General features: G+C 55.9%; 28 protein-coding genes. 14 read left to right on the top strand and 14 right to left on the bottom strand.

Translation table 11 applies throughout. The features are described 5' to 3' along the window. Positions 1-343 precede the first annotated feature (343 nt). The gene (locus AC2FLE_RS03715) at positions 344-1,513 is read left to right on the top strand and encodes a sugar-transfer associated ATP-grasp domain-containing protein (protein WP_142634053.1); all 1,170 of its coding nucleotides are present in this window, start codon (positions 344-346) and stop codon (positions 1,511-1,513) included. A 49-nt stretch (positions 1,514-1,562) separates the two neighbouring features. Here the strand turns inward: AC2FLE_RS03715 and tgt are convergent, their stop codons facing one another. After that, positions 1,563-2,693, bottom strand: coding sequence for a tRNA guanosine(34) transglycosylase Tgt (gene tgt / locus AC2FLE_RS03710; protein WP_496695326.1), 1,131 nt, complete (start codon positions 2,691-2,693; stop codon positions 1,563-1,565). Between the two features lie 63 nt (positions 2,694-2,756). Further along, positions 2,757-3,668: a nucleoside hydrolase gene (locus tag AC2FLE_RS03705; protein ID WP_496695324.1), complete on the bottom strand. Its 912-nt coding sequence runs from the start codon at positions 3,666-3,668 to the stop codon at positions 2,757-2,759. 173 nt (positions 3,669-3,841) lie between these two features. Here AC2FLE_RS03705 and AC2FLE_RS03700 point away from each other — a divergent pair, with 173 nt between their 5' ends. From AC2FLE_RS03700 to AC2FLE_RS03690, 3 genes are all read left to right on the top strand, one after another. Next, positions 3,842-4,732 (top strand): SPFH domain-containing protein, encoded by an 891-nt coding sequence (locus AC2FLE_RS03700; protein ID WP_142634059.1) that lies wholly within the window; start codon positions 3,842-3,844, stop codon positions 4,730-4,732. After that, positions 4,732-5,010: an NfeD family protein gene (locus tag AC2FLE_RS03695; protein WP_281972169.1), complete on the top strand. Its 279-nt coding sequence runs from the start codon at positions 4,732-4,734 to the stop codon at positions 5,008-5,010. The genes AC2FLE_RS03700 and AC2FLE_RS03695 overlap by 1 nt, the downstream gene beginning before the upstream one ends. A 97-nt stretch (positions 5,011-5,107) precedes the next feature. Beyond that, positions 5,108-5,470 carry an SUF system Fe-S cluster assembly protein gene (locus AC2FLE_RS03690; protein WP_142634063.1) on the top strand — a complete coding sequence of 121 codons (363 nt, stop codon included), beginning with the start codon at positions 5,108-5,110 and terminating at the stop codon, positions 5,468-5,470. A gap of 22 nt (positions 5,471-5,492) precedes the next feature. Here the strand turns inward: AC2FLE_RS03690 and AC2FLE_RS03685 are convergent, their stop codons facing one another. Next, complete coding sequence (locus AC2FLE_RS03685) at positions 5,493-5,822, bottom strand: hypothetical protein (RefSeq protein ID WP_496691309.1); 330 nt, start codon at positions 5,820-5,822, stop codon at positions 5,493-5,495. A 200-nt stretch (positions 5,823-6,022) separates the two neighbouring features. On the opposite strand from AC2FLE_RS03685, the gene AC2FLE_RS03680 reads away from it, so the two are divergent. After that, on the top strand, positions 6,023-6,388 hold the full coding sequence (locus AC2FLE_RS03680; protein ID WP_142634067.1) for a HesB/IscA family protein: 366 nt from the start codon (positions 6,023-6,025) through the stop codon (positions 6,386-6,388). Here AC2FLE_RS03680 and AC2FLE_RS03675 read toward each other — a convergent pair. Next, complete coding sequence (locus AC2FLE_RS03675) at positions 6,385-7,299, bottom strand: isopenicillin N synthase family dioxygenase (protein ID WP_496695321.1); 915 nt, start codon at positions 7,297-7,299, stop codon at positions 6,385-6,387. The genes AC2FLE_RS03680 and AC2FLE_RS03675 overlap by 4 nt on opposite strands. A gap of 125 nt (positions 7,300-7,424) precedes the next feature. On the opposite strand from AC2FLE_RS03675, the gene tpiA reads away from it, so the two are divergent. Further along, entirely contained in the window at positions 7,425-8,174 is a 750-nt protein-coding gene (tpiA, locus tag AC2FLE_RS03670) for a triose-phosphate isomerase (protein ID WP_496693221.1), read from the top strand. On the opposite strand, the gene AC2FLE_RS03665 is transcribed toward tpiA, so the two are convergent. The 6 genes from AC2FLE_RS03665 to AC2FLE_RS03640 form a co-directional block, all read right to left on the bottom strand. Continuing rightward, positions 8,175-8,486, bottom strand: coding sequence for a DMT family transporter (locus AC2FLE_RS03665; RefSeq protein ID WP_496695319.1), 312 nt, complete (start codon positions 8,484-8,486; stop codon positions 8,175-8,177). It abuts the gene before it with no gap. 156 nt (positions 8,487-8,642) lie between these two features. Beyond that, positions 8,643-10,019 carry a TRAP transporter large permease gene (locus AC2FLE_RS03660; RefSeq protein WP_271946870.1) on the bottom strand — a complete coding sequence of 459 codons (1,377 nt, stop codon included), beginning with the start codon at positions 10,017-10,019 and terminating at the stop codon, positions 8,643-8,645. Beyond that, a complete protein-coding gene (locus tag AC2FLE_RS03655; protein ID WP_142634075.1) occupies positions 10,019-10,696 on the bottom strand; it encodes a TRAP transporter small permease in 678 nt (225 codons plus the stop codon). Before AC2FLE_RS03655 ends, AC2FLE_RS03660 begins: the two co-directional genes overlap by 1 nt. 114 nt (positions 10,697-10,810) lie before the next feature. Next, positions 10,811-11,812 carry a DctP family TRAP transporter solute-binding subunit gene (locus AC2FLE_RS03650; RefSeq protein ID WP_496679567.1) on the bottom strand — a complete coding sequence of 334 codons (1,002 nt, stop codon included), beginning with the start codon at positions 11,810-11,812 and terminating at the stop codon, positions 10,811-10,813. 362 nt (positions 11,813-12,174) lie between these two features. Beyond that, entirely contained in the window at positions 12,175-13,404 is a 1,230-nt protein-coding gene (locus tag AC2FLE_RS03645) for a sigma-54-dependent transcriptional regulator (RefSeq protein ID WP_271946867.1), read from the bottom strand. Further along, positions 13,401-15,134: a sensor histidine kinase gene (locus AC2FLE_RS03640; RefSeq protein ID WP_496695315.1), complete on the bottom strand. Its 1,734-nt coding sequence runs from the start codon at positions 15,132-15,134 to the stop codon at positions 13,401-13,403. Before AC2FLE_RS03640 ends, AC2FLE_RS03645 begins: the two co-directional genes overlap by 4 nt. 47 nt (positions 15,135-15,181) lie before the next feature. Here AC2FLE_RS03640 and AC2FLE_RS03635 point away from each other — a divergent pair, with 47 nt between their 5' ends. Then, positions 15,182-16,363, top strand: a complete 1,182-nt coding sequence (locus tag AC2FLE_RS03635; protein ID WP_496695313.1) for a cytochrome P450 — start codon at positions 15,182-15,184, stop codon at positions 16,361-16,363. Between the two features lie 3 nt (positions 16,364-16,366). Here the strand turns inward: AC2FLE_RS03635 and AC2FLE_RS03630 are convergent, their stop codons facing one another. Then, complete coding sequence (locus tag AC2FLE_RS03630) at positions 16,367-16,846, bottom strand: Lrp/AsnC family transcriptional regulator (RefSeq protein ID WP_142634084.1); 480 nt, start codon at positions 16,844-16,846, stop codon at positions 16,367-16,369. A 142-nt stretch (positions 16,847-16,988) separates the two neighbouring features. Here AC2FLE_RS03630 and cobA point away from each other — a divergent pair, with 142 nt between their 5' ends. The 7 genes from cobA to infC all read left to right on the top strand — a co-directional run bounded on the left by cobA (position 16,989) and on the right by infC (position 22,612). Next, positions 16,989-17,765 carry a uroporphyrinogen-III C-methyltransferase gene (gene cobA, locus AC2FLE_RS03625; protein WP_496693225.1) on the top strand — a complete coding sequence of 259 codons (777 nt, stop codon included), beginning with the start codon at positions 16,989-16,991 and terminating at the stop codon, positions 17,763-17,765. After that, entirely contained in the window at positions 17,765-18,079 is a 315-nt protein-coding gene (locus AC2FLE_RS03620; RefSeq protein ID WP_496693226.1) for a DUF2849 domain-containing protein, read from the top strand. Before cobA ends, AC2FLE_RS03620 begins: the two co-directional genes overlap by 1 nt. 65 nt (positions 18,080-18,144) lie before the next feature. After that, on the top strand, positions 18,145-19,809 hold the full coding sequence (locus AC2FLE_RS03615; protein WP_496695310.1) for a nitrite/sulfite reductase: 1,665 nt from the start codon (positions 18,145-18,147) through the stop codon (positions 19,807-19,809). Then, complete coding sequence (locus AC2FLE_RS03610) at positions 19,799-20,560, top strand: phosphoadenylyl-sulfate reductase (RefSeq protein ID WP_496695308.1); 762 nt, start codon at positions 19,799-19,801, stop codon at positions 20,558-20,560. The genes AC2FLE_RS03615 and AC2FLE_RS03610 overlap by 11 nt, the downstream gene beginning before the upstream one ends. Next, a complete protein-coding gene (locus AC2FLE_RS03605; RefSeq protein ID WP_496695306.1) occupies positions 20,557-20,964 on the top strand; it encodes a DUF934 domain-containing protein in 408 nt (135 codons plus the stop codon). The genes AC2FLE_RS03610 and AC2FLE_RS03605 overlap by 4 nt, the downstream gene beginning before the upstream one ends. A gap of 109 nt (positions 20,965-21,073) precedes the next feature. After that, positions 21,074-21,907: a ferredoxin--NADP reductase gene (locus AC2FLE_RS03600; RefSeq protein WP_496695304.1), complete on the top strand. Its 834-nt coding sequence runs from the start codon at positions 21,074-21,076 to the stop codon at positions 21,905-21,907. A gap of 123 nt (positions 21,908-22,030) precedes the next feature. Next, positions 22,031-22,612 carry a translation initiation factor IF-3 gene (gene infC, locus AC2FLE_RS03595; RefSeq protein WP_246097134.1) on the top strand — a complete coding sequence of 194 codons (582 nt, stop codon included), beginning with the start codon at positions 22,031-22,033 and terminating at the stop codon, positions 22,610-22,612. Positions 22,613-22,660: 48 nt separating this feature from the next. Here infC and AC2FLE_RS03590 read toward each other — a convergent pair whose 3' ends face one another. The 3 genes from AC2FLE_RS03590 to AC2FLE_RS03580 form a co-directional block, all read right to left on the bottom strand. Continuing rightward, a complete protein-coding gene (locus AC2FLE_RS03590; RefSeq protein ID WP_496695302.1) occupies positions 22,661-23,053 on the bottom strand; it encodes a hypothetical protein in 393 nt (130 codons plus the stop codon). A 70-nt stretch (positions 23,054-23,123) separates the two neighbouring features. After that, the gene (locus AC2FLE_RS03585) at positions 23,124-24,440 is read right to left on the bottom strand and encodes an aspartate aminotransferase family protein (RefSeq protein WP_496695300.1); all 1,317 of its coding nucleotides are present in this window, start codon (positions 24,438-24,440) and stop codon (positions 23,124-23,126) included. Further along, positions 24,437-25,204: a beta-keto acid cleavage family enzyme gene (locus AC2FLE_RS03580; protein WP_496695298.1), complete on the bottom strand. Its 768-nt coding sequence runs from the start codon at positions 25,202-25,204 to the stop codon at positions 24,437-24,439. The genes AC2FLE_RS03585 and AC2FLE_RS03580 overlap by 4 nt, the downstream gene beginning before the upstream one ends. Positions 25,205-25,234: the final 30 nt, after the last annotated feature.

Below are 25,234 nucleotides of genomic sequence, written 5' to 3'. Positions count from 1 at the left end.
CTTATCTTTGGCAAGACAGCACTGGTCCCTCATCTAGGCAACCCCCGGCCGTCTCCTGTCTGGAAGGTAAAGGTGGTGCGCCAAGCGTCCTATTTCAACCTTACCTGTAGTGGACCTAACAATGACCGGAAGGTTGCGCCTCCGCAAGACGATAACATGATCGGTCTTGTCAAATTCTCAATTTGACCCCGCTTGGTTTCTTCGGCGATTGCCTGCCTGGAAATTCAGAAACCAACAGCAAAAGTACAACACTATCTAACAGGCAGCTGCCCAAAGCCTGCCATCATTGCAAACAATATGATTGCATACCCCAACTTCTGATCGATTACTGTGAGTCGTAGAGATGACAAATCCAAAAAATATCAATGCTGCGGAATCCGACCATCAACGGTACCTATCTGCCCGCGACTCCGATCATGCGACGCTTTTAGCGCATGCCGCCAAAAGCTCTGGGCGCTCTGTTTTACAAGTCCAACGGAGCTTCAATCAAATGGCAAAGCCTCCCAGCCGTTTGAATATGGTTGAGTATGTGCGCAATGGCCTTCATCACGAAGACCGCTTTACCGACGCCGAACGCGCGGCATACATCTCCAATGATCTCCATTGGCCCATCGCCCACAAGTGTAACCATCATGGTTGGAACAGTGCCGCAGAAGACAAGATACTGGCTTCTACTTTGCTTGAAACAGCGGGTGTACCTGTCCCGGAAACCGTTGGCGTCATCGACCGTTCGAACCGACACTACCCCGGGGTTACGAAGATCAACACTCCAGAGGCGTTGCGCGATCTCGTTTGCAACCATCTTGAAGGTGGGCTTTTTGGAAAGATCGTCGAGGGGATGGTTAGTTTTGGGGCCTTTTTGATCGAGGACGCGGATCAATCCACTATCACTTGTGCAGGCCAACCGCCGATCACCTATGAGGCATTCCTAGACGAGTTCGTTGGGCAGAATTCATATGTCGTGCAACCTTTGCTCAAAAATCACTCTGCAATCCAAGACTACGCTTCAGCACTTGCAACGGTGCGAATGGTTACTCTGGTAAGAGAAAACGACGTCTTTTGCCCAGTTGCCGTTATTAAACTTCCGCAGGGCCCCAATATTGCGGACGCCTTCTGGAGACCGGGGAACCTTGCTTGTTCGATCAATATCGAAACCGGTGTTATCGAAACCGTCGCGCGCCGCGCCAAGATGGAAACAGAATTCCTGGATGACCATCCTGACAACCCCGGTTTAATGGGCTTGAAACTGCCTTTTTGGGACGAATTGATCGAAATAAATGACCGTGCTGCAAGAACCTTTCAGCCAATTCGATACCAGTCGACCGACATCGCTATAACCGAGTCTGGTCCGGTCGTTGTCGAGCTGAACTATGGCGGTGGCTTCGACCTGCCTCAATATGCAAGTGGCCGTGGGATGTTGACCCCAGAAGTTCGTAGCTTTTTCGAAGGGTTTGGCTACGACCTCGATGCAAAACCACAAAAGAAGCGCTGGTTGTTCGGTAAACGCAGATAAAGCGCCCTCAATCTGGTGTCTTGTTAGGTCGACTGAAAAGGCGCTGAACCTAAATCTGTTCAATATCCCCTTGCGCGCGCTGCGCATGGAAGGTCGCCTGCCAGGCATCGAATGTACCAGCAGCAATGGCATCGCGCATACCCTGCATGATTTCTTGGAAATAGTGCAGATTATGCCAGGTCAGCAGCATGCCCGAGATCATCTCGTTCGAGCGGAACACATGGTGTAGATAGGCGCGAGAGTAGTTCGAACAAGCCGGGCATGAGCAGGCCTCATCCAGCGGGCGCGGGTCATCGGCGTGGCGGGCATTCTTTATGTTGACCACGCCGTAACGAGTAAACACCTGTCCTGTGCGACCGGACCGTGAGGGTAAGACACAATCCATCATGTCGATCCCGCGGGCGACAGCTCCGACAATATCGTCAGGCTTTCCAACGCCCATCAAATAGCGCGATCTGTCGGCTGGCAGAAAGTCAGGAGCGTAGTCGAGGCAACCAAACATGGCCTCCTGACCTTCGCCCACGGCCAGACCGCCAACCGCGTAACCTTCGAATCCGATCGCTTTCAGCGCCTCGGCACTTTCTTCGCGTAAATCCTGTTCCAGCCCGCCTTGCATGATCCCAAACAACGCATGTCCAGGACGGTCGCCGAAAGCCTGTCGCGATCGATCGGCCCATCGCATCGACAAGCGCATTGATTCAGCAATTCGATCTCGATCTGCGGGTAGGGCTGGACATTCGTCAAAACACATCACGATGTCTGAACCCAGCAAGCGCTGTATCTCCATCGAGCGTTCCGGGGTCAGCTCGTGCTTGGACCCATCGACATGAGATTTGAATGTCACGCCCTTTTCGGTCAGCTTGCGCAGACCAGCCAGGGACATGACCTGAAATCCACCGGAATCCGTCAGGATCGGGCGATCCCAGTTCATAAATTTATGCAACCCACCCAAACGGTCGATGCGTTCAGCCGTAGGGCGCAGCATCAGGTGATAGGTGTTCCCCAACAAGATATCGGCTCCGGTTGCACGAACACTTTCCGGCATCATCGCTTTGACCGTCGCAGCAGTGCCTACGGGCATGAACGCCGGAGTACGCACCTCACCGCGCGGCGTGTGGATCACCCCGGCGCGGGCCTTGCCGTCGGTGGCCTTCAGGTCAAATGAGAAACGGTCTGTCATTGGGCATCCTCGGGTCGCTGAACCGGGCAGGATTTGCCCGATCTGTTCAGCCATTGCAAGTTGTCAGGGTAAAGAGGCAACCTGCCGGGTAAACAGATCAACAACCCCTGCCCCGTCAACATCCCGGCATACCAGCACAGCCGGTCGCGTCGAGACCGGACGCGTAGCGCCGGATTCCGAACCGCCTACAATTACCTCAACCCCGGTTTCGACCATCTCGAACATCGTGCCATGGGTGCAGGCGATCACAGCAGTCGAGTCATGCAGGCCGCAGCCCTCCAACCCCCCGATATCCTTGTAGAATTTCAGGTAAAATACCGAGATGTCGCGCAGGAAAGCCCCCATATCGGGCGAGCGTTGGGCCAGACCGTCAAAATCCGCACTTTTGTACAGCGTTTTCAAGGTGACATCCAAACCAACCACAACGGTCGCCGGCGGTGCTGCAAACACTTCATTTGCGGCAAGGGCATCGTGATAGATGTTTGCTTCGGCATGTTCCGTGATGTTGCCTGGGCAGAAAACCGCCCCACCCATGATCACCAACTGTTTGATGTTCTGCGAAAACTCAGGATCCAAACGCATCGCCGCAGCAATATTAGTCAAGGGGCCGATTGCACAAACCGTCAGCTCTCCCTTGTGGCGGCGCGCCATTTCCACCAGGAATTCCGTGGCATTCAAATCATGGTTCGCCCCGATTTCCGGGATATCGGTAATATCCCCAAAACCTTCGGGACCGTGAACATGTTCGGACGGTGCGTGGTGCCCTGTTCCCTGTGGGTAGGCCGCGCCTTGGGCGACGGGAATGTCCAACCCAAGTTTATCCACCAAAAACCGTGCATTGCGGCTGGATTGATGAACGTGGGTGTTGCCAAAAACGGTCGTCAGGCCGATCAAGTCAATCTCGGGGGCTGCAGCGGCATATGCAATGGCCATCGCATCGTCGATGCCGGGGTCTGTATCAATAATCAGTTTCATCCCAGCCCGATAGCGCAAACGCGAGGGGATGCAAAGCGGTCACAATAGCAAAAACTAACCAAAATCCATGGATCAGCGTTTTGAATCCAAGCACAATCCCTCCATACCAGAGTTGAAAAAGGGCGATTCAACCCCCAAATGTATACTATCGTACACAATAAAAGAGGACAGATATGACCGAAGACCAAATCATTGGATTGCTTTCTTCGAACATAATTTACCTGCTCGCGGCGGCATTGATCGTCATCATCACGCTTAAAGGCATTAAAATCGTGCCGCAATCGGAAAAGTATGTGGTCGAACGGTTCGGGCGCTTGCATTCGGTGCTTGGCCCTGGGATCAACTTTATCGTTCCTTTACTGGATGTTGCGCGGCACAAGATATCCATTCTGGAACGCCAGCTTCCCAATGCAACGCAGGACGCAATCACCAAAGATAACGTTCTGGTCCAAATCGACACTTCGGTCTTTTACCGCATCCTAGAGCCGGAAAAGACAGTCTACCGCATCCGCGATGTAGATGGTGCTATCGCGACGACCGTTGCGGGTATCGTCCGGGCGGAAATCGGCAAGATGGACCTGGACGAAGTTCAGTCGAACCGTGCTCAACTGATCACTCAGATTCAAGGAAGCGTCGAAACCGCAGTGGATGACTGGGGGATCGAAGTGACGCGCGCCGAGATTTTGGACGTTAACCTCGATCAGGCGACCCGTGACGCGATGCTGCAACAGTTGAATGCTGAACGCGCGCGCCGCGCGCAGGTGACCGAGGCTGAGGGCAAGAAACGTTCTGTTGAGCTTCAGGCCGACGCTGAACTCTATGCGGCAGAACAAACGGCCAAAGCGCGCCGCATTCAAGCCGAAGCCGAAGCCTATGCAACCAGTGTTGTTGCCCAGGCGATTAAGGAAAACGGTATAGAAGCGGCTCAGTACCAGGTTGCATTGAAACAGGTTGAGGCATTGAACACGCTGGGCACCGGCAATGGCTCGCAGACTATCGTTGTGCCTGCCAATGCGCTTGAAGCTTTCGGAAACGCCTTCAACATGTTGAAAGGACGTACATAATGGCTGATCCCTTTTGGTTAACATGGTGGCTATGGCTGGCTGGCGCGTTGGCTTTGGGCATCCTCGAAATAGTCCTACCTGGGTTCATCTTTCTGGGTTTCGCCATCGGAGCCGGGCTGACGGGTATTCTGCTGGCAATCCCTGGAATAGCACCGTCGCTGCCGATCCTTCTTATGATCTTTGCGACTTTGTCGCTGATTGCCTGGCTGATCCTGCGCCGCGTCTTTGCTCTGCCCCATGGCCAAGTGAAGAAGTTCAGGCATGACATAAACGACTAAACTCTTATGGCACCCCTATAGGGGGTGTCATTGTGCCTCTGGACGCTGCCCGAGGCTTTCCCTATATAATTCGTCAGGTAACAAACCCGAGGCACGAATGACTCATCCGAGCGAACAGTTTGAAGGCACACCTCTTATTGCCCCTTCAACGATTGAACACCCTCTTTATGAGCCGGTGGTCGACGCCTGCCGAACGGTTTATGACCCCGAAATCCCTGTAAACATCTATGATCTGGGTCTGATCTATACGATCGACATCACTCAGGAAAACGCGGTCAAGGTCATCATGACACTGACCGCGCCCGGCTGCCCGGTTGCCGGCGAAATGCCTGGGTGGATCGTCGAGGCAATCGAACCCGTGGCCGGTGTTAAAGAAGTTGACGTGGAACTGACCTGGGAGCCCCCCTGGGGCATGGAAATGATGTCAGACGAAGCGCGTCTGGAACTTGGATTTATGTAAGGCCAAGTGCGAAGGTCTGCTGTTATTGAATTCCGCAGGTCGATTTGATTTCGTCCGACCTCTGGTTAAGCTTCTCTATGTAATCTCCTGATAACATAGTTAGTCTTTTCTTTTCGGTTCCAGTCACAAGGCCCAGAAGCGCCCCAGCAGGTGTAATGGCAATTACACTTTTGGCCTGCTCTTCCTCTGCATGTTTTCGTTCGGTTGCAATCGCGCGCAAATCACCTTCTGCCGTTGCACAGTTTACCGGATGTTGCTTTTCTTCTGCGATCGCCGTCTGAGCCAAAAACACAGACAGCATCAGAGAAGGAATTGTAAGAATTTCTTTTTTTCTAAACCAAAGTCTTTTCATGCTATTCAACCTCAAATTTTTTCCAAAAGTGGATCATGGGTCAGGCTATGACGAGTGTAATTTGCAAAGCAAGCCTTGCTTACCGACTCAGGCGGGAAATCTAATCCGACAGTAAAAGTTAGGTAAGAAAACCTGCTATGTCTTGAGCCTGATGCCTCGGGGCACTACATTAGCAACAACGAACAACGACGGAGATCATGATGTTCGGCATCCCCGGCAAACAGGCCGTAACAATGACACCAAAGGCTGCAGAGCAGATTGCCCGCCTGATGACTTCGGGCGGCCATGCTGGTTTGCGTATTGGCGTCAAGAAAGGCGGCTGTGCCGGGATGGAATACACCATGGACTATGTCGACCAGCCTGACACCAATGATGAAGTGGTCGAGCAGGACGGCGCGCGGATCATGATCGCCCCGATGGCACAGATGTTCCTGTTTGGAACAGAGATCGACTATGAGGTCTCGCTGCTTGAATCCGGTTTCAAGTTCCGCAACCCGAATGTTGTAGATGCCTGCGGTTGCGGAGAATCCATCAAGTTCGACGAAAGCATTGCAACTCAGCCTTAAGACGCTGCCTGCAAGTGCACATAGGTCTCGTTGAAACGACGCGTCAAGTGCTCTCCTGCCTGGATGACATTCTCTGAATGTGGCGGGGCAACATTGGTGTCATAAGACGGGTTGAAGAACAAAGGAACCGACAGCCTTTCAGCAGATCCACCGATCACACGGTGCAGAGTTGCCTTGACCGCCCCTGCCGTCCAGAACTCCAGCATCTCCCCAAAATTGATAATGAATGTTCCGGGCTGCGCTTGGACCTGAGCCCAACTCTGGTCCGGCATCTGTACCTCTAACCCTGCTCGACCATCGGTGGCCAGCAGGGTCAGACAGCCATAATCAGTGTGCGCTCCGATACCGAAATCCTTTTCGCCTGCCCAGACTGGACGTTGCGGGTAATAATTGCCGCGCAAAAGGGCCATGGGCGTGTCGAAGGCAGTGTCAAAGCTGTTGGCATCCTTGCCCAATGACACCGAAATGGCGCGCAACACCCGCATGGCAACCGAACAGGCGTCACCATAATAGGCCTCGATGATTGATCGAAACTCGGGCATAATCTCCGGCCATTGGTTCGGGGCATAAACCGAGAGGTTCTTGCCAAAGTACCTATTGGTCTCAGCTAGCTCGTATCCGCAATCGAACACCTCTTTGAAGTCAGGATTTGCAGCTGGATCTACCTGTTCCGAGCGCGAGGCGCCCCACCCACGGTTGGACCCGGTCACAGCCATATCAACACGCCGTTTCTCGGCCTCTGGCAGCCGGAAGAATGCGTGATATGCCGAGATGACCCGTTCCACCCGACAGGCGGAGATACCAGTATTGGACACGGTCAGAAACCCAACTTCACCGACGGCGCGGGTCAATTTGGCCAATTCCGCCGTGTCGCACCGATCCAGTTTTTCAAGATCAAGATGTTCGATCATATTGCTCATTCCTCATCGCGGCGGAAACTGCCGTTTTGCAACGGGCTCTGCAACCGGAATTGTCAGACCTGACTGGCAATGATATCCGGTCACCAGAAAACCGATTTATTTCAAGGGGACGCGATATGCGGCGCAAACTGGCGGCTGGAAACTGGAAGATGAATGGTAATGCTGCCGACTTGAGAGAGCTTCAGGCCCTTTCTCACATGCATGCTGCCCCGGCAGTTGATATTCTGATCTGCCCACCTGCCACCTTGATCCATCGGGCCAAAGAGAAGGTCCCGGGCGGAAACATCCAGATAGGCGGTCAGGATTGCCACGCGGCAAACTCGGGCGCGCATACAGGTGACATTAGCGCCCAGATGCTGGTCGACGCCGGAGCGTCAGCCGTCATTCTTGGCCATTCTGAACGCCGCGAAGACCATGGTGAACAGAATGAAGATGTTCGTGCTAAGTCTATTGCCGCTATGAACGGTGGGCTAAAGGCGATCATCTGCGTCGGTGAAAGCCTGGAACAGCGCGAGGCCGCCAATACCCTGGATATAATCGGCGGTCAGATGTCCGGCTCGATCCCGGATCAGGCAACGGGCGAAAACCTAATAGTCGCCTACGAACCGATCTGGGCCATAGGCACAGGGAAAGTTCCCACTCTGGACGAAATCGGTCAGGTGCATGACTTTATTCGTGCCCGGCTGGAACGGCGCTTTGGCGAAGGCGTTGGGCGTTCGGTCCGGCTGCTTTATGGCGGCTCGGTCAAGCCATCGAACGCCGCCGAGATTTTCGCCGTGTCGAACGTGGATGGTGCGTTGGTTGGCGGGGCAAGCCTGAAGGCCGACGATTTCTCGGGCATCATTCAGGCTCTGGAACAGGCGTGATCAGGCCAATTTCATCGTCACCATCCCGGCTATGATCAAGACTGCCGCGCAGATCCGCGTGGCGGTCAGGGCTTCGCCCAGAAAAAGAATACCAAAGGTAAACGCGCCAACCGCTCCTATTCCCGTCCAGATGACATAGGCTGTTCCCAAAGGCAGCGTCCGCATGGCCAGCGCCAGCAAGGTGAACGAACCCAGCATCGAAACCGCCATCAGGGCGGTCGGCCAGAACCGGGTGAACCCGGCAGATTGTTTCATCGCCACGGCCCAGACAATTTCAAGCAGGCCAGCAAACAACAGGATAATCCAGGGCATAGAAGAGACCTCTGATCAGTCCGGGTCGTCCCGGATACTGTCCCGTGATGGAGAGGTCGTCCTCTGCCCTTTAGATAATCCCCTTGGCGCCCCGTTCAAGACGCAGTGACCGGGCAGAGATCCCCTGCCCGGTCTTTTTCTCAGCGGTTGGACCCGCTAGTTTGTTATGATCTCCGGCCCCATGAAGGTGTTGGGCAGGAAGGTGGATATCCACGGGATATAGGTCACCATGATCAGGAAGACGAACAGGACCGCCAGGAATGGCAGGGCCGCCCGGACAACGCCCATCATCGGCATGCCCGCCACGCCCGAGGTCACGAACAGGTTCAAGCCGACCGGCGGGGTAATCATCCCGATCTCCATGTTCACAACCATGATGATGCCCAGGTGAATCGGGTCGATGCCCAGCTCGATTGCAATCGGGAACACCAGTGGTGCTACGATAACCAGCAGGCCCGAAGGCTCCATGAACTGGCCGCCGATCAGCAAGATCACATTGACCACGATCAGGAAAGTCACCGGTCCCAGACCTGCCGACAGCATGGCAGTTGCTATGTGCTGCGGAACCTGCTCATCGGTTAGAACATGTTTCAGGATCAAGGCGTTGGCGATAACGAACAGCAGGGTAACGGTCAGTTTCCCAGCTTCAAACAACGTCTGCTTGGTGTCAGGGTGAAAAATCGCCGTGATCAGCGCATAAGGCTTTCTGAGCAAAGAGATATTCTTTTCCTCACCCTCGGTGCTGAGGGGGCCCATGTCCTTGTAGACGAAGCTGGCAATCAAAAATGCATAGACTGCGGCCACCGCAGCGGCCTCGGTCGGGGTAAAGATACCCCCATAGATGCCACCCAGAATGATCACGATCAGGAACAGACCCCAACCTGCTTCGCGTGCCGAGACAAGGATTTCGCCCCAGCCTTTCCATTCACCTTTGGGTAGGTTCTTGACTTTGGCCATCACATAGATGGTGATCATCAGCATCAGCCCAGCCAACAGGCCGGGGATCACACCGGCGAGGAACATGCGCCCGACAGAAACTTCGACAGCGGCGGCATAGACCACCATCACGATCGACGGCGGAATCAGAATACCCAGCGTTCCTGCGTTACAGATAACGCCAGCGGCGAATTCCTTGGAATAGCCAACCTGCCGCATACCAGCGATCACAATCGAACCAATGGCCACCACCGTAGCCGGAGACGACCCCGACAGTGCCGCAAACAGCATACAGGCGAACACGCCCGCAATCGCCAGACCTCCGGGCAAGTGCCCCACGCAGGCAATCGAGAAACGGATGATGCGCCGAGCCACGCCGCCCGTGGTCATGAAGGACGAGGCCAGAATGAAGAAAGGGATCGCCAGCAGGGTAAAATGCCCTTCGAAAGCCTCAAACAAGGTACCTGCGACCGAAGCGAGCGAACTGTCGGAATAGATCAGCAGAAACAGGGTCGAACTGAGCCCCAGAGCCACCGCAATCGGTACACCGATCAACAGTAAGCCTACGACCATCGAGAACAGAAGAATGACATCCATCAGTTGTGCTCTCCTTGCTGAGCGCGGACTTCTTCAATCTCGTCCTCGACTTCGTGGCTAGCGACCATCCGATCGGCTTCGCCGCGCCAAATCTGTACCGCAACCTGCGCAAAGCGGATCACCAAAAGCAGCATCGACACGGGCAGAACCAGATACGGCACCACCTTGGGCAGTTTTTCATAGCCCTCGCCATAGTTGATCAGATCCTCAAGAAACCGCAGCGGGGCAACCATCGGAATGTCGTCGACTTCATAAAAGCTCTGACTGCGCGCATCGAAGTTGAACCCGGTAGGGAACCATCGCCCCGATGTGGGTGGCAGATCCGCGAACACGGCCCAATAGTCATATGCGCCTTTTAGCATCAGCAGAGAAAACACCAGACAGCAGGCTACAGCGATCAGAGCCAAAATCCGTCGAGGCGCCGGGCTGAGCATGTTCAGGATGGCGTCCACTCCCAGATGAGCGTGTTTCTTGACGGCATAAGACGCCCCAAGCAGCACCAACCAGCCGAAGGCGAAAACCGTCAGCTCCAGTGCCCATAGGATATTGGAATTAAAGAAATACCTTGCGATCACATTGGCAAATGTCACAGCCGTCATCAGGCCCAGCAACGATGCGATCAAGGTTTCTTCGATATGGTCGACCAGCCCGCCTTGGCCGGATTGCGCACCAGACATCTATCTGTCCCCACATTTTTTTTGAGATAAGTGCTGTTTGGGCGGGCCAAACCGGCCCACCCTGCCTGCGCGTCGAATACTCCCCAGTCCCCGGACGCGCGGCGTATACCAGGATCAGAACCCGGCGTTGATAGCCTGTGCGGCGTCGATCTTTTCTTGACCCACGTCACCGGCGAACTGTTCCCAGACAGGTTTCATGGCGTCGATCCAGGCCTGACGCTGTTCAGGGTTAAGTTCACGGATGATACCGCCCGCATTTGTGATCGAGACCTTAGCTTCCTCGTTCACCGAGAAGGATTCTTTGTTCCGCTGTTCTGTCACTTCGCCCAGAATGGTCAGGAACTGTTCCCGCACCGCAGGATCCAGGCTGTCCAGCCAGTCAACCGATGTCACGACCAGATAGTCGATGACACCGTGGTTGGTTTCAGTGATACCGTCCTGAACCTCAAAGAACTTCTTGCCGTAGATGTTGGACCAAGTGTTTTCCTGTCCGTCGACGACACCTTGCTGCAACGCGCCATAAACCTCTGAGAAAGCCATTTTCTGCGGGCTTCCGCCAATCGCCTCCATCTGCGCGACCAGCACGTCAGAGGATTGGACGCGGAATTTCAGGCCATCGGCATCCGACGGATCGACCAGCGGTTTGTTGGCCGACATCTGTTTCATGCCATTGTGCCAGAATGCCAGCCCCTGCAGGCCACGGCGCTGCATGCTGTCTTTCATCGCCTGACCGTCAGCCGAAGCCTGAAATGCGTCTACCGCGTCAATGTTCTTGAACATGAACGGCAGGTCGAACAGGCGGAATTGCTTGGTGAACTTCTCGAACTTGGACAATGACGGGGCCGCCAGTTGCACATCGCCCTGCAACATCGCCTCAAGGACTTTATCGTCGTTATAGAGCGTGGAGTTCGGGTAGACCTCCATGCACATCACGCCGTTCATCTCATCATTAACGCGCTGTTCCAGCAACGAGGCTGCAATACCCTTGGGATGTTTATCGGTATTGGTCACATGCGCGAATTTCACGACGATTTCGCCGTCTTCACAAGCGGCCATGCCTGCGGTTGCTGTTACGGTTAGAGCGACGGCCGTCGCTGCCGTTGTCAAAAATTTCATCAGTCGAGTTCTCCCAGATACTTCACTACGTCTCCGGACGCGCAGAAGCCGTCCCATGGCGGCGAGTGAACCGAATCGGGGTCAAGCCCTCAACTTATTGTGGGCTTCACTACCGGGTAGTATTTTATCATTTATTTACTGAGTGTTACGAACTTTCTGTCTGGTATCCATTTGAGCCATTCGGGAAGCCGTGCGAGAATCCGCACATATATATGCGCCATTGTGTGGATATCCGCACAAATAGCGATTCGCCGAACGCGAATCGTTTACCAGGTTTTGGCTCTTCCCACGGTCCGCGTCAGCGGACTGCTACACCCAACAGCTTAACCGCATGACAATGCGGGAAAAGCTGGCAGGAGCTTTCACCTACGGTAGTCTTCCGGACGAATGTGATATCGCGCCAGTTTGTCGTAAAAGGTCTTGCGAGGCAGCTTTAGCGCCTTTGCGGCTTCTGATGCTTTGCCGTTATGCCGGCCAAGGGCAGCAATCAGCAGAGATCTTTCGACCCGTGCCATCTGCTCGCTCAACCCCAGTTCTGCGGCCTGCGAGACATCCTCGGGCATTCCCAGCACAAACCTCATTGCGGCTGACATCAGCGACCGTGCATTGCCCGGCCAGTCTCTGGTCATCAGCGATGCCAGATGGTCCGACGTGATTTCCGGTTCCTTTATCCCGGCCTGTTCGGCTGCCTGTGCTACATAGTGGCGGAAGATTACAGGTATATCCTCGGGGCGCTCGGCAAGCGACGGTATGCGAACGCGCATCACATCTAAACGATAGAACAAATCTGCAAGGAACCGTCCATCCGAAGACAATTCGGCTAGGTCAGTGGTCGTGCCCGCCAGAATTCGGGCGCCTACACCCTGTTCAACCATCTCCAGTGCTGCATATTGCGTGGCCTCGGGCATGGCCGAGATTTCGTCCAGAAAAAGGGAACCACCGGCTGCATCTTCGCAGACATGAACCAGATCGCTGGTCGACAAACCGGCGGATGGACGTTTGACAAATGGGCCCTGACTTTGCGGCGACATTAGGTGAACGACCTCGGCAACTTTGGACACTCCGCTGCCAGCCGGTCCGGTGACCAAAACTTCGGCCCCTGTCTGGGCTACTGTACGAACCCTTTCCCTCAGTTCTTCGGCCTTTGATGAGAGACCGAACAGCAGGCGTGCCGCTGGATCGCCGCGTTCGAGTTCGCTTTTCATTGCGCGTTGTTGCAGGACATGTTCTCGCGCTTCGGATGCCTTGCCCAACACCTTTAGCAGATCTGCCGCGGCGCAGGGCTTTTCCAAAAAGTCGAATGCACCCTGCCCCATGGCCTGCACTGCCATTGGTATGTCGCCTTCTCCAGTCAACAGGATGACAGGCAGATCAGCATCCATATCGCGGGTGTAGGTCAACAGGTGAAACCCGTCCCGACCAGGCATCCGGATATCCGACACGATCACTCCCGCGAAATCCGCCCGGATATGATCCTTCGCCGCCACGAAGGACCCTGCTGTCACAGGTTCGTAATCGGCAAGCTCCAGCGTTTGGGCCAGCGCTTCGCGCACTGCCGAGTCGTCATCGACCAAAAGCACTTTGCGGGTCATGCTGCCCCTACTTCCCTGAAATGTTCCAGTTCCACAGTGAATACCGCACCTGTCGGAGCGTTGGTGCCCCGAATATTACCACCAAAGCTTTGAACCAGACCATAAGAGATCGACAGCCCCAGCCCCATGCCCTCAGACGAACCAACAGCTTTGGTAGTATAGAACGGCTCGAACAGCTTCTCCGAGTTCTCGATCCCCGGACCTGTGTCGCTGACCGTGACCGTCAGGGTCTTGTCACTGTTTATCGCGATCTTGATCATGCGTTGTTGTTGCTCACTCATGGCATCGGCGGCGTTGTTAATCAGATTTACGAACACCTGCACCAATCTCACTTCGCCACCCCAAGCATAGATAGGGACATCTGGAGCCTGCCATTCCATACGAACGTTTTCCGAATTCAGCCGGGCCTCGGTCAATTCCAACGCCGTTTCTATTACCTGAACCAGATCAACTCTGCCCATGGGCTCGTTTTCATTGCGGGCAAAAGCCCTGAGGTTCTTGATAATTCGCGCCATTCGCGCGGCCAAATCGGAAATTCTGGTGAGGTTCTCGGCGGCTTTTGACTCGTCACCTCTGGTCAGAAAAGCCGTTCCATTCTCGGCGAATTGGCGAATGGCCATCAGCGGCTGGTTCAACTCATGGCTGATGCCCGCCGACATCTGCCCGAGCGCACTCAACTTCCCGGCCTGTATAAGCTCTTCCTGCGCATGTTTCAGCGCCACCTCTGCCTCTTCCCGTTCATGGACCTCGCGCCGCAGGGCGGAGTTCGCGGCGGTAAGTGCATGGGTTCTGCGCGTCACGCGGCTTTCCAGCACCGCATTGGCCTCAGCAAGCGCGCGCCGGCGTTCGGTTGCCATAAACAAAAGCGCCCCGAAGGCCAGACAGATCGCAGCTACCGCCGCTGCTTGCAAATTCGCCAGACGGCGCGCCGGGGCCACATCCACCAGCACCTCGGCTGTCATGTCTATCACCGGTAGATCAAGTGTAAGGTGTAACGCACGCTGTGGCAGATACCGGCCCCAATTCAAGGTCCAAAGCTCGTGTCGTCCGATCAGATTCGACGAGAAATCGACCGTCTGCCCCTCGGGCGGCACCAGCCCCGGTTGACCTTCGGCCCGACGCCAGAACAACAAGTCGGAACGGTTCGAGATGAACACCACACCTTCCCCATCAATAAAGAAAATGGCCTCGGTACTGCCCCGCCAAGTCTGTTCGACATCCTGCACATCGGCTATAACCATCAATGCGCCTTCGACTATACCGGTGGGACCAAAGGCAGGAGCTGCATAGGAATAGGTTCGATCGCCGCTTGTGGACTCAACCCCGTGGGCACTGCCCATAGCACCCTGCATGGCGCGCCTGAATGCGGGATGGTCTGCCATCGTCAATTCAGGCACCGGGTGGGCGGCTGCAAGTACCCTGCCCAGACGGTCCAGATAGACAATGTTAACGGCGGCAGTTTTGTCTGCCACGTCCAGCAACACAGCCTGCGCGATGGCGCGATCGCTCGGCGTGACAAGCGTTCGAACAGCCGGGTGGCTGGCCATCAAGACAGCCAGTTCCTGATAGACCTGCATTTGTGTGCTAAGGCGGTCGGCGGCCAATTCCAGATCGGCCTCAGCCTTATCGCTCAGCGGCGACAAAGCCTGACGAAAGCCGTATGACCACACTCCAACAGAGAGCAGCCCAACAGCAATCAGAAATGTCGAAATTAACCATACCCTTTGCATGACATTGGGTCTTGCATTCAACGCGCCTCATGGCAAGTGTGCCCGCCATGAAGACTTTGCATCAATCCCCTGTTGACCCGAATTTTGTCCAGAACCCTTATCCGTTTTATGATGCGGCCCGCGCGCATGGCGACCTTGTGTATTGGGCCGACTACCGGATGCACGCTGCTGTATCCCACCGGGCGGTTCAGGCCTTGCTGAAGGACCGTCGTTTCGGTCGCGAAGTACCGGCGGAAATGCAACGTCCAGGTCCTGCGCATCTAGCCCCCTGGCTGATGGTCGAATCTCATTCGTTGTTAGAAGCAGAGCCGCCGCGCCACACCCGGCTTCGACGCCTGGTCATGCGCGCCTTTACGTCACGTGCCATTGCGGCACTGGAACCAACGATCCAAGACCTCAGCCACAAGCTGATCGACGCCTTTCCGGATGCGCCCTTCGATCTTCTGGACACCTATTGCACGCAAGTTCCGGTCGTTACGATCTGCCGCCTTCTAGGCGTTCCCGAAGAGATGTCGCCCGAGCTTTTGCGCTGGTCCCATGACATGGTGGCGATGTATCAGGCCAGCCGCACACGCCAGACCGAGGATGCGGCGGCGGCCTCGGCAAAAGAGTTCACCGACTTTCTCTCGTCTTACGTCGAAAAGCGCCGGTCTGACCCTCGGGATGACCTGATTACCCGGTTGATCGCCGCAGAAGAAGATGGTGAAAAACTGTCACGTGACGAGTTGGTTGCAACTTGCATTCTGCTGTTGAATGCCGGTCATGAGGCCACGGTTCATTCTCTGGGAAATGGGCTTAGGACCGTATTGCGACAAGGTGTAAAAGCCGATGCCTTTCAGCCTGAAACGATTGACGCCTCCGTCGAAGAAATCCTGCGCTTTGATCCCCCGCTGCATATGTTCACGCGCTATGCCTATGAAGAGATCGACCTGTTCGGGCACAGTTTTAAACGCGGTGACGAAGTCGCTTTGTTGCTTGGAGCCGCGAACCGTGATCCCCAAGTCTGGGCCGAACCTCATAAGTTCGATCCAACCCGCCCCATCCTGACCAACAGCAGCTTTGGCGCGGGTCTGCATTTCTGCGTCGGAGCACCGTTGGCCCGACTCGAAATGCGAATAGCGCTGGCGGCACTGTTCGAACGCTGTCCCAACCTAGCGCTCAGCGAGGAACCGGAATATTCCAACAGCTACCATTTTCACGGGCTAAAGCGGTTGATGGTTCAGGTCTGACCGCTAGTTCTCGATCAGGGCATTCAGCGGCAGCATGGTCGTCGACTTGATCTCTTCCATCGACAGCAGTGCCGTCACATTGTGGACGCGCACCTCGGAAATCAGAGTCTGATAGAACACGTCATAGGCGCGCGCGTTCTTAACCCGCACCTTGAGGATATAGTCGATATCCCCCGCCAGCCGGTGCGCCTCTTGCACTTCGGGGCGGTCCCGCAGGGCTTTGAGGAACTTTCGCTGCCAATCCGCCTCGTGTTCAGAGGTGCGGATCAGCACGAAGAACGTCGCCTCAAAACCAAGCGCCTCGGCATCCAATAATACCGTCTGCTGACCGATCACCCCGGCCCCTTTCAGCTTGCGGATGCGATTCCAGACAGGCGTCTTGGAACTGCCGACGCGGGCTGCTATTTCGTCCAGCGATTGGCTGGCGTCGCGCTGCAGCTCAACCAGAATTTTCCGATCCGTGTCATCAATCCGCACTGACATTCCAATTTCTTCCTCGTTTCGAAACTTTCGTATCGCTTTACCAACACAGCGAAACGCTTGTTCTTATTTATGCGCACATATGGCGTAATACCGGGAATATTTCCTATATTGAGGGTCAAGTCAAACCAACCCGGACCGAAACATGCAAGTGACGCAAACATATCAGGACGCAGGCCATGTCGACTTTGTCGGCGCGGGCCCCGGTGATCCCGAATTGCTGACGCTCAAGGCCCTGCGCGCATTCGAGCGCGCGGATGTTGTCCTGCATGACCGGCTGATCAGCGCCGAGGTGCTGGCCCTTGCCGGGCAAACGGCCGACCTGGTCGATGTTGGCAAAGCCGGGTTCGGCCCCTCGTGGAAACAGGAAGACATCGACGCGCTGCTGGTAGAGTACGCTCTGAAGGGTCTACGCGTTGTACGCCTGAAATCCGGTGACCCCACCGTATTTGGTCGTTTGGACGAAGAAATCGACGCCGTTGAAGCAGCTGGCATCTCGTGGCAGATTATCCCCGGCATCACCGCAGCCTCGGCCGCAGTTGCGGGCATCGGGCAAAGCCAGACCCGCCGCGGGCGCAATTCTTCGATCCGTTTCCTGACCGGGCACGACATGAAGGGGTTCGCCGATCACGATTGGAGCGCCCTGGCGCAGCCCGGTTCGGTGGCGGCGATCTATATGGGCAAAAAGTCTGCCCGGTTTATTCAGGGCCGCCTGATCATGCACGGCGCCGACCGGGCCACACCTGTGACGCTGATCGAAAACGCGTCGCGTCCCGATCAGCGCATTTTGACCACGACGCTGGATCACATGTCCGCCGATCTGAGCGCCTCGGACATGGACGGCCCCACCCTTACTTTTTACGGCCTTGCCCCCCGCCAGGCAGCCAAGGCCCTGACTGAATTCAAAAAGGAGCACGCCTGATGGCCCGCGCTTTTACCCCCAAAGTGGTAACCGCCAACGATCTGTTGGAAGGTGACGTCATCTATCTGACCGAGGACGACCGCTGGTCGCGTGAATTATCCGAGGCAGAGCTGATCACAGACGAAGCCCACGCACAGATCCGCCTTCTGGATGCCGAACGTCAGGCAGGCAAGATTGTCGGTGCCTATCTGGCGGATGCCATAGCTGGCGACGAAGGCCCAGAACCAACTCATTTTCGGGAAGACTTCCGCCGGACTGGTCCGTCCAACTATGCCCACGGCAAACAGGAAACTTCCCAGCAGCCCCGGGCCTGATCCCTGGCCCTCTCTCTCCCCTACATTGGCCCCAGGATCGGGGCTGCACTTAAGGACAGCTAATCATGTATCGCTACTCCGAGTTCGACACAGCATTTTTGGCAGAACGCAACAGACAGTTTCGCACCCAGGTCGAGCGCCGCATTGACGGATCGCTGACCGAGGATGAGTTCAAGCCACTCCGCCTGATGAACGGCCTGTATTTGCAGCTGCACGCATATATGCTGCGGGTCGCCATTCCTTACGGCACGCTGAACAGTGCGCAGATGCGCCAACTGGCCCTGCTGGCAGAAAAGTGGGACAAGGGCTACGGCCATTTTACTACCCGTCAGAACATCCAGTACAACTGGCCCAAGCTGAATGACGTGCCGGATATGCTGGACGCGTTGGCCGAGGTTGGCATGCACGCCATCCAGACCAGCGGCAACACCATTCGTAATGTGACCGCCGACCATTTCGCCGGTGCCGCCGCGGATGAGGTCGCCGATCCGCGCCCCTATGCGGAACTGCTGCGCCAGTGGTCGACCGACCACCCGGAATTCCAGTTCATGCCGCGCAAGTTCAAGATCGCCATCACAGGGTCAGAGAACGACCGTGCCGTGATCAAGGCGCATGATATCGGCCTGCAACTGGTCGAACGTAACGGCGTTCTGGGTGCCCGTGTTATCGTAGGCGGCGGTCTGGGCCGTACGCCCATGATCGGCAAAGAACTGTCTGACTTCGTCGCCTTCGACGACCTGCTGGCCTACCTTGAGGCCACCGTGTCCGTGTGGAACCAGATCGGTCGCCGTGACAACAAGTACAAGGCGCGCATCAAGATCACCGTGCATGAACACGGCATCGACGCCATCCGCGCCAAGGTGAACGAGCGTTTCCTGCAGGTCCGCCCGCAGTTCAAAGGCGCGGATATGAACCTGCTGGAAGAGATCAAGGGCCACTTCGCTGCACCTACCTTCCGCGAAGCGTCGGTTGCGTCGTTTGAAGGCGCCTACACCGATGATCCGATCTTCCGCTCGTGGGTGGATACAAACATTGCGCCGCACAAGAATGCGGACCACGCGATTGTGACGATCTCGATCAAGAAACACGGCGCGACGCCGGGTGATGCAACTGCCGAGCAGATGCGCGTGATGGCCGATCTGGCCGAAGAGTTCGCCTATGACGAGCTGCGCATCAGCCATGAGCAGAACGTGATCCTGCCGCATGTCCACAAATCGGACCTGCCCGCGATCCATGCCAAGCTGAAGGAATACGAACTGGCGACCGCCAATATCGGCCTGATCAGCGATATCATCGCTTGCCCCGGCATGGACTATTGCGCGCTGGCAACGGCGCGTTCGATCCCGGTTGCTCAGGAAATTGCGACCCGGTTCGAAGACCTCAAACTGGAGCATGATATAGGCCACCTGAAGATCAAGATCTCGGGCTGCATCAACGCCTGTGGTCACCACCATGTCGGCCATATCGGCATTCTTGGTCTGGATCGTGCGGGCGTCGAAAACTACCAGATCACTCTGGGTGGTGACGGCACGGAAAACGCCGCAATCGGTGATCGTACGGGTCCGGGCTTTGCCTATGATGAGATCGTTCCGGCCGTTGAGCGCATCGTCGAAACCTATCTGGAGCAGCGTGAGGGTGCCGAAGAAACCTTCCTCGAGACCTATCGCCGTGTCGGAATGGCTCCGTTCAAGGCGGCCCTCTACCCCGAGGCGCGAGCGAATGCCGCTTGATCTGATCCAGACTGAACTGGGCCGGGATAGACGTGAACTGACCGAACGGGTCAGTGAGTTGAACGCCCGGTTCCGCCACCACAGTGCGCATGACGTGATGCACGGAGCAATGGGAGAGATCGATGATCTCGCTCTGGTCTCAAGTTTTGGTGCGGAATCGGTGGTGTTGCTGCATATGGCGGCCGTGGTCGACAAGATGATCCCGGTGCTGTTCATCGACACGCAGATGCTGTTCACCGAAACGCTGGAGTATCAGCAGGAAGTGAGCGAGCGGTTGGGGTTGCGAAACGTCAAGATCATCCGCGCGGATGAAGAGGATGTTCAACGCGACGACCCCTATGGCGCGCTGCGTCTGCGGGACATGGATGCGTGCTGTAACCTGCGCAAGACCTTCCCGCTGCAACAGGCGTTGCTGGGATATGATGGCTGGATCACCGGGCGCAAACGGTTTCAGGCCGGGTCCCGCGCCACGCTTGATTTCTTTGAGGTCGAGGACGGCACAGGCCGGATCAAGGTCAACCCGCTGGCCCATTGGGCGCCCGAAGATGTGCGCGCCTATATGGAAGAGAACAACTTGCCCAGGCACCCGCTGGTGGCCAAAGGATACCCTTCGATCGGCTGTGCGCCCTGTACTTCGCCGGTCAAACAGGGCGAAGACCCCCGCGCCGGACGGTGGCGCGATCAGAACAAGGAAGAATGCGGCATTCATTTTGTCGATGGCAAGATGATGCGCGCCGGAGAGAACACATGAACGTTATCGTAACCGATGAGGGGTTCGCCCCCGATGATTGGACTGATGGCTATGTCACGCTGGAAGACGCGGCCAATGATGTGGTCGCGCTGGATGTCAGCTCGGACACGGATCCGGATGAACTTGCCGAACGGCTGGGCTGCGCCAAGATGGTGCGCGTCGATTTCCCGTCCTTTGCGGATGGGCGCGGCTTTACCATCGCGCGGACCCTGCGCCTGAAAGGCTATACCGGTCGCTTGCGCGCCAAAGGCCATGTCTTGGCCGACCAGTATGCCATGGCGCGGCGCAGCGGCTTTGATGAGGTCGAGATTGAAGACACTCTGGCCGATCGTCAGCCCGAAGATCAATGGGTGGCTCGCGCCAACTGGCAGGACAACAACTATCAGGCCCGCCTGCGCGGCTAAAATCGCCTTTCGCAGCCTCAAATAGGAACGTAGGGGCAAGAGCCCCCTTTTCCTGACTTGGATCAAAGATTAAACGGAGATGTCGGTTTACTCCACCGGCAGTGAAACGATGACAGAGATGAAACCCGTGACCGAAGCAACCGCCGTGAAGGCCCCCGTTCTGCCGGACGCCCAGACTGTGACAGACGTCAAGCATTGGACTGACAGCCTGTTCTCATTCAAAGTGTCGCGCCCCGCGTCCTTGCGGTTCCGCTCGGGCGAGTTTGTGATGATCGGCCTGCTGGGCGACAACGGCAAACCCCTGCTGCGCGCCTATTCCATCGCCTCGCCGTCCTGGGATGAGGAGCTTGAGTTCTATTCGATCAAGGTACAGGACGGCCCGCTGACTTCGAAACTTCAGCACATCAAACCAGGCGATCAGATCATCCTGCGGCCAAAGCCGGTTGGCACGCTGGTCCATGACGCCCTGCTGCCCGGTAAGCGCCTGTGGTTCTTTGCCACCGGCACCGGCTTTGCACCCTTCGCTTCACTGCTACGCGAACCGCAGACCTATGAGGATTATGACGAGATCATCATCACTCATACCTGCCGCGAAGTGGCCGAGCTGGAATATGGTCGTCAGCTGATCGAAGACATTCGCCAGGACGAAATGCTGGCTGAGCTAATGGGCGAAGGTTTTGCGGACAAGATTCGTTACTACCCGACCACCACACGCGAACAGAGCCCCAAGATGGGCCGCATTACAGAGCTGTTGAAAGACGGCACAGTATTTGCCGATCTGGCGATTGAGGGCGGCATCCAGCCGGATACGGACCGCGCGATGGTTTGCGGATCATTGGCTTTCAACCTGGATATCAAAAAAATCCTCGAGGATTTCGGACTGCGCGAAGGCGCAAATTCCGACCCCAAGGAATTCGTCATTGAAAAGGCCTTTGTTGGCTAATCCGGTTTGCCGGTCTGATATGCGACATCAGATCGGCAAAAACGCGGGAATATCATGGGAAATTCACGCTGGTGCTCACTTATGCCGCTTGAATCGTCCCGCAGCCCAGTCTAAATTCCGGGCTTGAAATTCTGCAATCATCAAAGGAATGAACCCATAGCTCGCAGACCTCACAACGCGCCGCCTCAGAGAGACACCGGCCCGCGCGTCAATGATAAGATCCGTGCCCCCGAAATTCGCCTTATCGGCGCCGAAGGTGAAAATGTCGGGGTGGTTCATCCCGCCAAAGCCATGCAACTCGCGGACGAAGCCGGCCTGGATCTGGTCGAGATTTCGCCGAATGCAAACCCTCCGGTTTGCAAAATCATGGACTTTGGTAAATTCAAATACGAAACGCAGAAACGCGAGGCCGAAGCGCGCAAAAAGCAAAAAGTCATTGAGGTGAAAGAGGTCAAGTTCCGGCCCAACACCGATACTCATGACTATGAAGTCAAAATGCGCAACGTGTTCAAATTCCTTGAAAACGGCGACAAGGTAAAAGTGACTCTGCGCTTCCGTGGTCGTGAGATGGCACACCAGAATCTGGGCCGTGAGCTGCTGGAACGTGTTGCCGTGGACACCAAGGAAATCGGCAAGGTCGAGAACATGCCCAAGATGGAAGGCCGTCAGATGATCATGATGATCGGCCCGCTGCCGCAGAAGTAAGCCCTGCGACAACTGAGTTATTCGAAACCCCCTCGGATTGAGGGGGTTTTATTTTGCGCTTCGGCTCTTGAGCCAGACCCTTGCGTCATTCACATCAAATGCCAGCGAAATCAGGTCAATAACCAGTAGAAAAACCAGAAATTTCGCATATCCAGTCGCCAGTTCGGCTTCGCTTGCAAATACTGCAATCACGACGAAAACCATTGGCACCCAACATATTAGATGCGGAAATGCCATCGCTTTGCTCATCCCTCGTGTCGCTAGCATGATCGGAAGATTCAATGCCATCCCACCGATTGAGAGTGCTGCGATTAGAATACCATTTGGCTGATCCAGATACGCCAGAGGTGCCAAATTGGTCGGGATGAGCAGCACCACCAACCAGATCTGTACCCAGGCGGGCAAGTCCCGAAAACTCTTCCAGATGTCGACAATCATCATTGCTCCTTCAGGAATTGACCTTTTGTCGATACCCTATTGAGTAAAAAGAGAAAGTCAGATCAAAAGAGCGTCAGATCGCGGCTTTGAGTGCGGCCTCCAGCTTTTCAACCAATTCCTCAATCTGTGCGTCGTCGATAATGAAAGGCGGTGCCAACAGAATATGGTCGCCACTTCGACCATCGCGCGTGCCAGACATGGGGTAACAGATCAGACCAGCGTTTAATGCCGCCTTCTTGATCTTGCCCGCGAGACCAAGTGCGGGATCAAACGGTGTTTTTCCGGCCCGATCCGAGACCAGCTCGATACCGCGGAACAGCCCGCGGCCCCGAATATCGCCGACATTAGGGTGCTCGCTGAACGCAGTTTCCAGCGCAGATTGCAGTCTCTGTCCCATAAACTCGGCGCGCTGGGGCAGTTGTTGGCTCGTCAATTCCTTCAGCACCGCCAATGCCGCTGCAGTTGCCACCGGATGGCCGACATAGGTATGCCCGTGCTGGAAAAACCCTGACCCATTTTGGATCGCCTTATATATCCGGCTCGTACACAACATTGCGCCGATGGGTTGATAACCCGCCCCCAAACCCTTGGCGATGCACAGAATATCCGGGGCAATTCCATCGTGATCGCAGGCAAACAAATGCCCGGTGCGCCCCATTCCGCACATGACCTCATCCAGGATCAGCAAAACGCCATATTGATCGCAGATTTCACGTATGCGCCTAAAATACCCTTCGACCGCCGGGACCGCCCCCAGCGTTGCCCCCACGACTGGCTCGGCCATAAACGCCATGACGGTTTCAGGGCCAAGACGCAAAATTTCGGCCTCCAACTCATCGGCCACCCGTTGACCATAGGCATGGCTGCTCTCACCATCTTGCTTTTCGGCATATTCGTAGCAGGGCGCGATATGGGTCATTTCGATCAGCATCGGTGCGAATTGCGCACGGCGCCAGGCATTTCCCCCCGCTGACAAGGCCCCCAAAGTGTTTCCATGATAGCTTTGGCGGCGCGCGATGACGTGGCGGCGCTCGGGCTGACCGATCTCAAGAAAATACTGCCGCGCCAGTTTGATGGCGGCCTCTGTTGCTTCGGACCCTCCGGATACGAAATATACGCGATCCAAATCCCCGGGCGCATGATCAATCAGAAGGTCCGCAAGGGCTTCGGCAGGTTCGGACGTCATAAACCCGGTATGCGCAAAGGCGATCTTTTCAACCTGGCTTTGAGCCGCCTCGATCACCGCCCGGTTTGAGTGGCCAAGACAGGACACAGCAGCATCACCGCAATCCAGATACCGCTTACCGTCAGCATCGATCAGATAGCAGCCTTCGCCGCCAACCGCGACTGGCAGCTGAGATTTCGTATGGCGTGGGAAAACGTGGCTCATGATCTATCCTCTTTCAATCTGGCGACAAAGGCCGCGACTGAGGCGGCGTTATTGTCCCAAGTGTCTCCGTTCCGGTCTGCGATGCTGTTTTCAAATCCGACTCGGACATCACCGCCCAAGGACGCCGCATGTATCAAACAGTCATGCTCTCGCTTTCCAAAGGCACAGATCATCCAAGGCGAATCCCCGTCCGGAAACGCATCCAGATCCGAGGGCTTTGATTCCTGATCAGTCCGATAGCGCCCCAGAACAAGCAAACGGTCGGATTGCTGTTCGCGCACAACACCACGCTTTTGCCACCGTGTTAATAGGGCCGCATCTTCAGCGTCGTAAAGAATATGCTGAACCCGCGTCCCCTGATCCGCGCAAAGACCATAGATCCGGTCAGCCAGATCGTTATCGCGCGCGATTTCGCGGACCGAGATCGACGCCCAAGCCGGTCTAACCTTCCTCAGACATTCGAACTGGCTGCTTACATCAAAAATCCCTGCCGCCTCGGTTGTGATCTGGATGTCCAGGGCCGGAACCCGCCGCCGAAGTTCGGCAAGTGTTTCCAGGTACTGTCCCGCGTCCAAAGAGTGACGGCCTTCTGTGTCCCGAATGTGCAGATGAAGACCGGCCGCACCGGCCTCATGGCATGCTCTGGCCGCTTCAAGAATTTGCGAGGTTGTGACAGGCAGGGCTGGGTGATCTGCCGCACCTCGGCGCGCACCATTGGGCGCCGCCAGAATGTAGGGTGCAGATTTCGACCGATTCTGTGACATTCCCTGCCCCCGTTTACCTGTTGCCGCATC

The sequence above is a fragment of the Ruegeria sp. CDSA077 genome, assembly GCF_059612265.1.
This window is presented reverse-complemented; position numbering and strand designations above follow the sequence as displayed.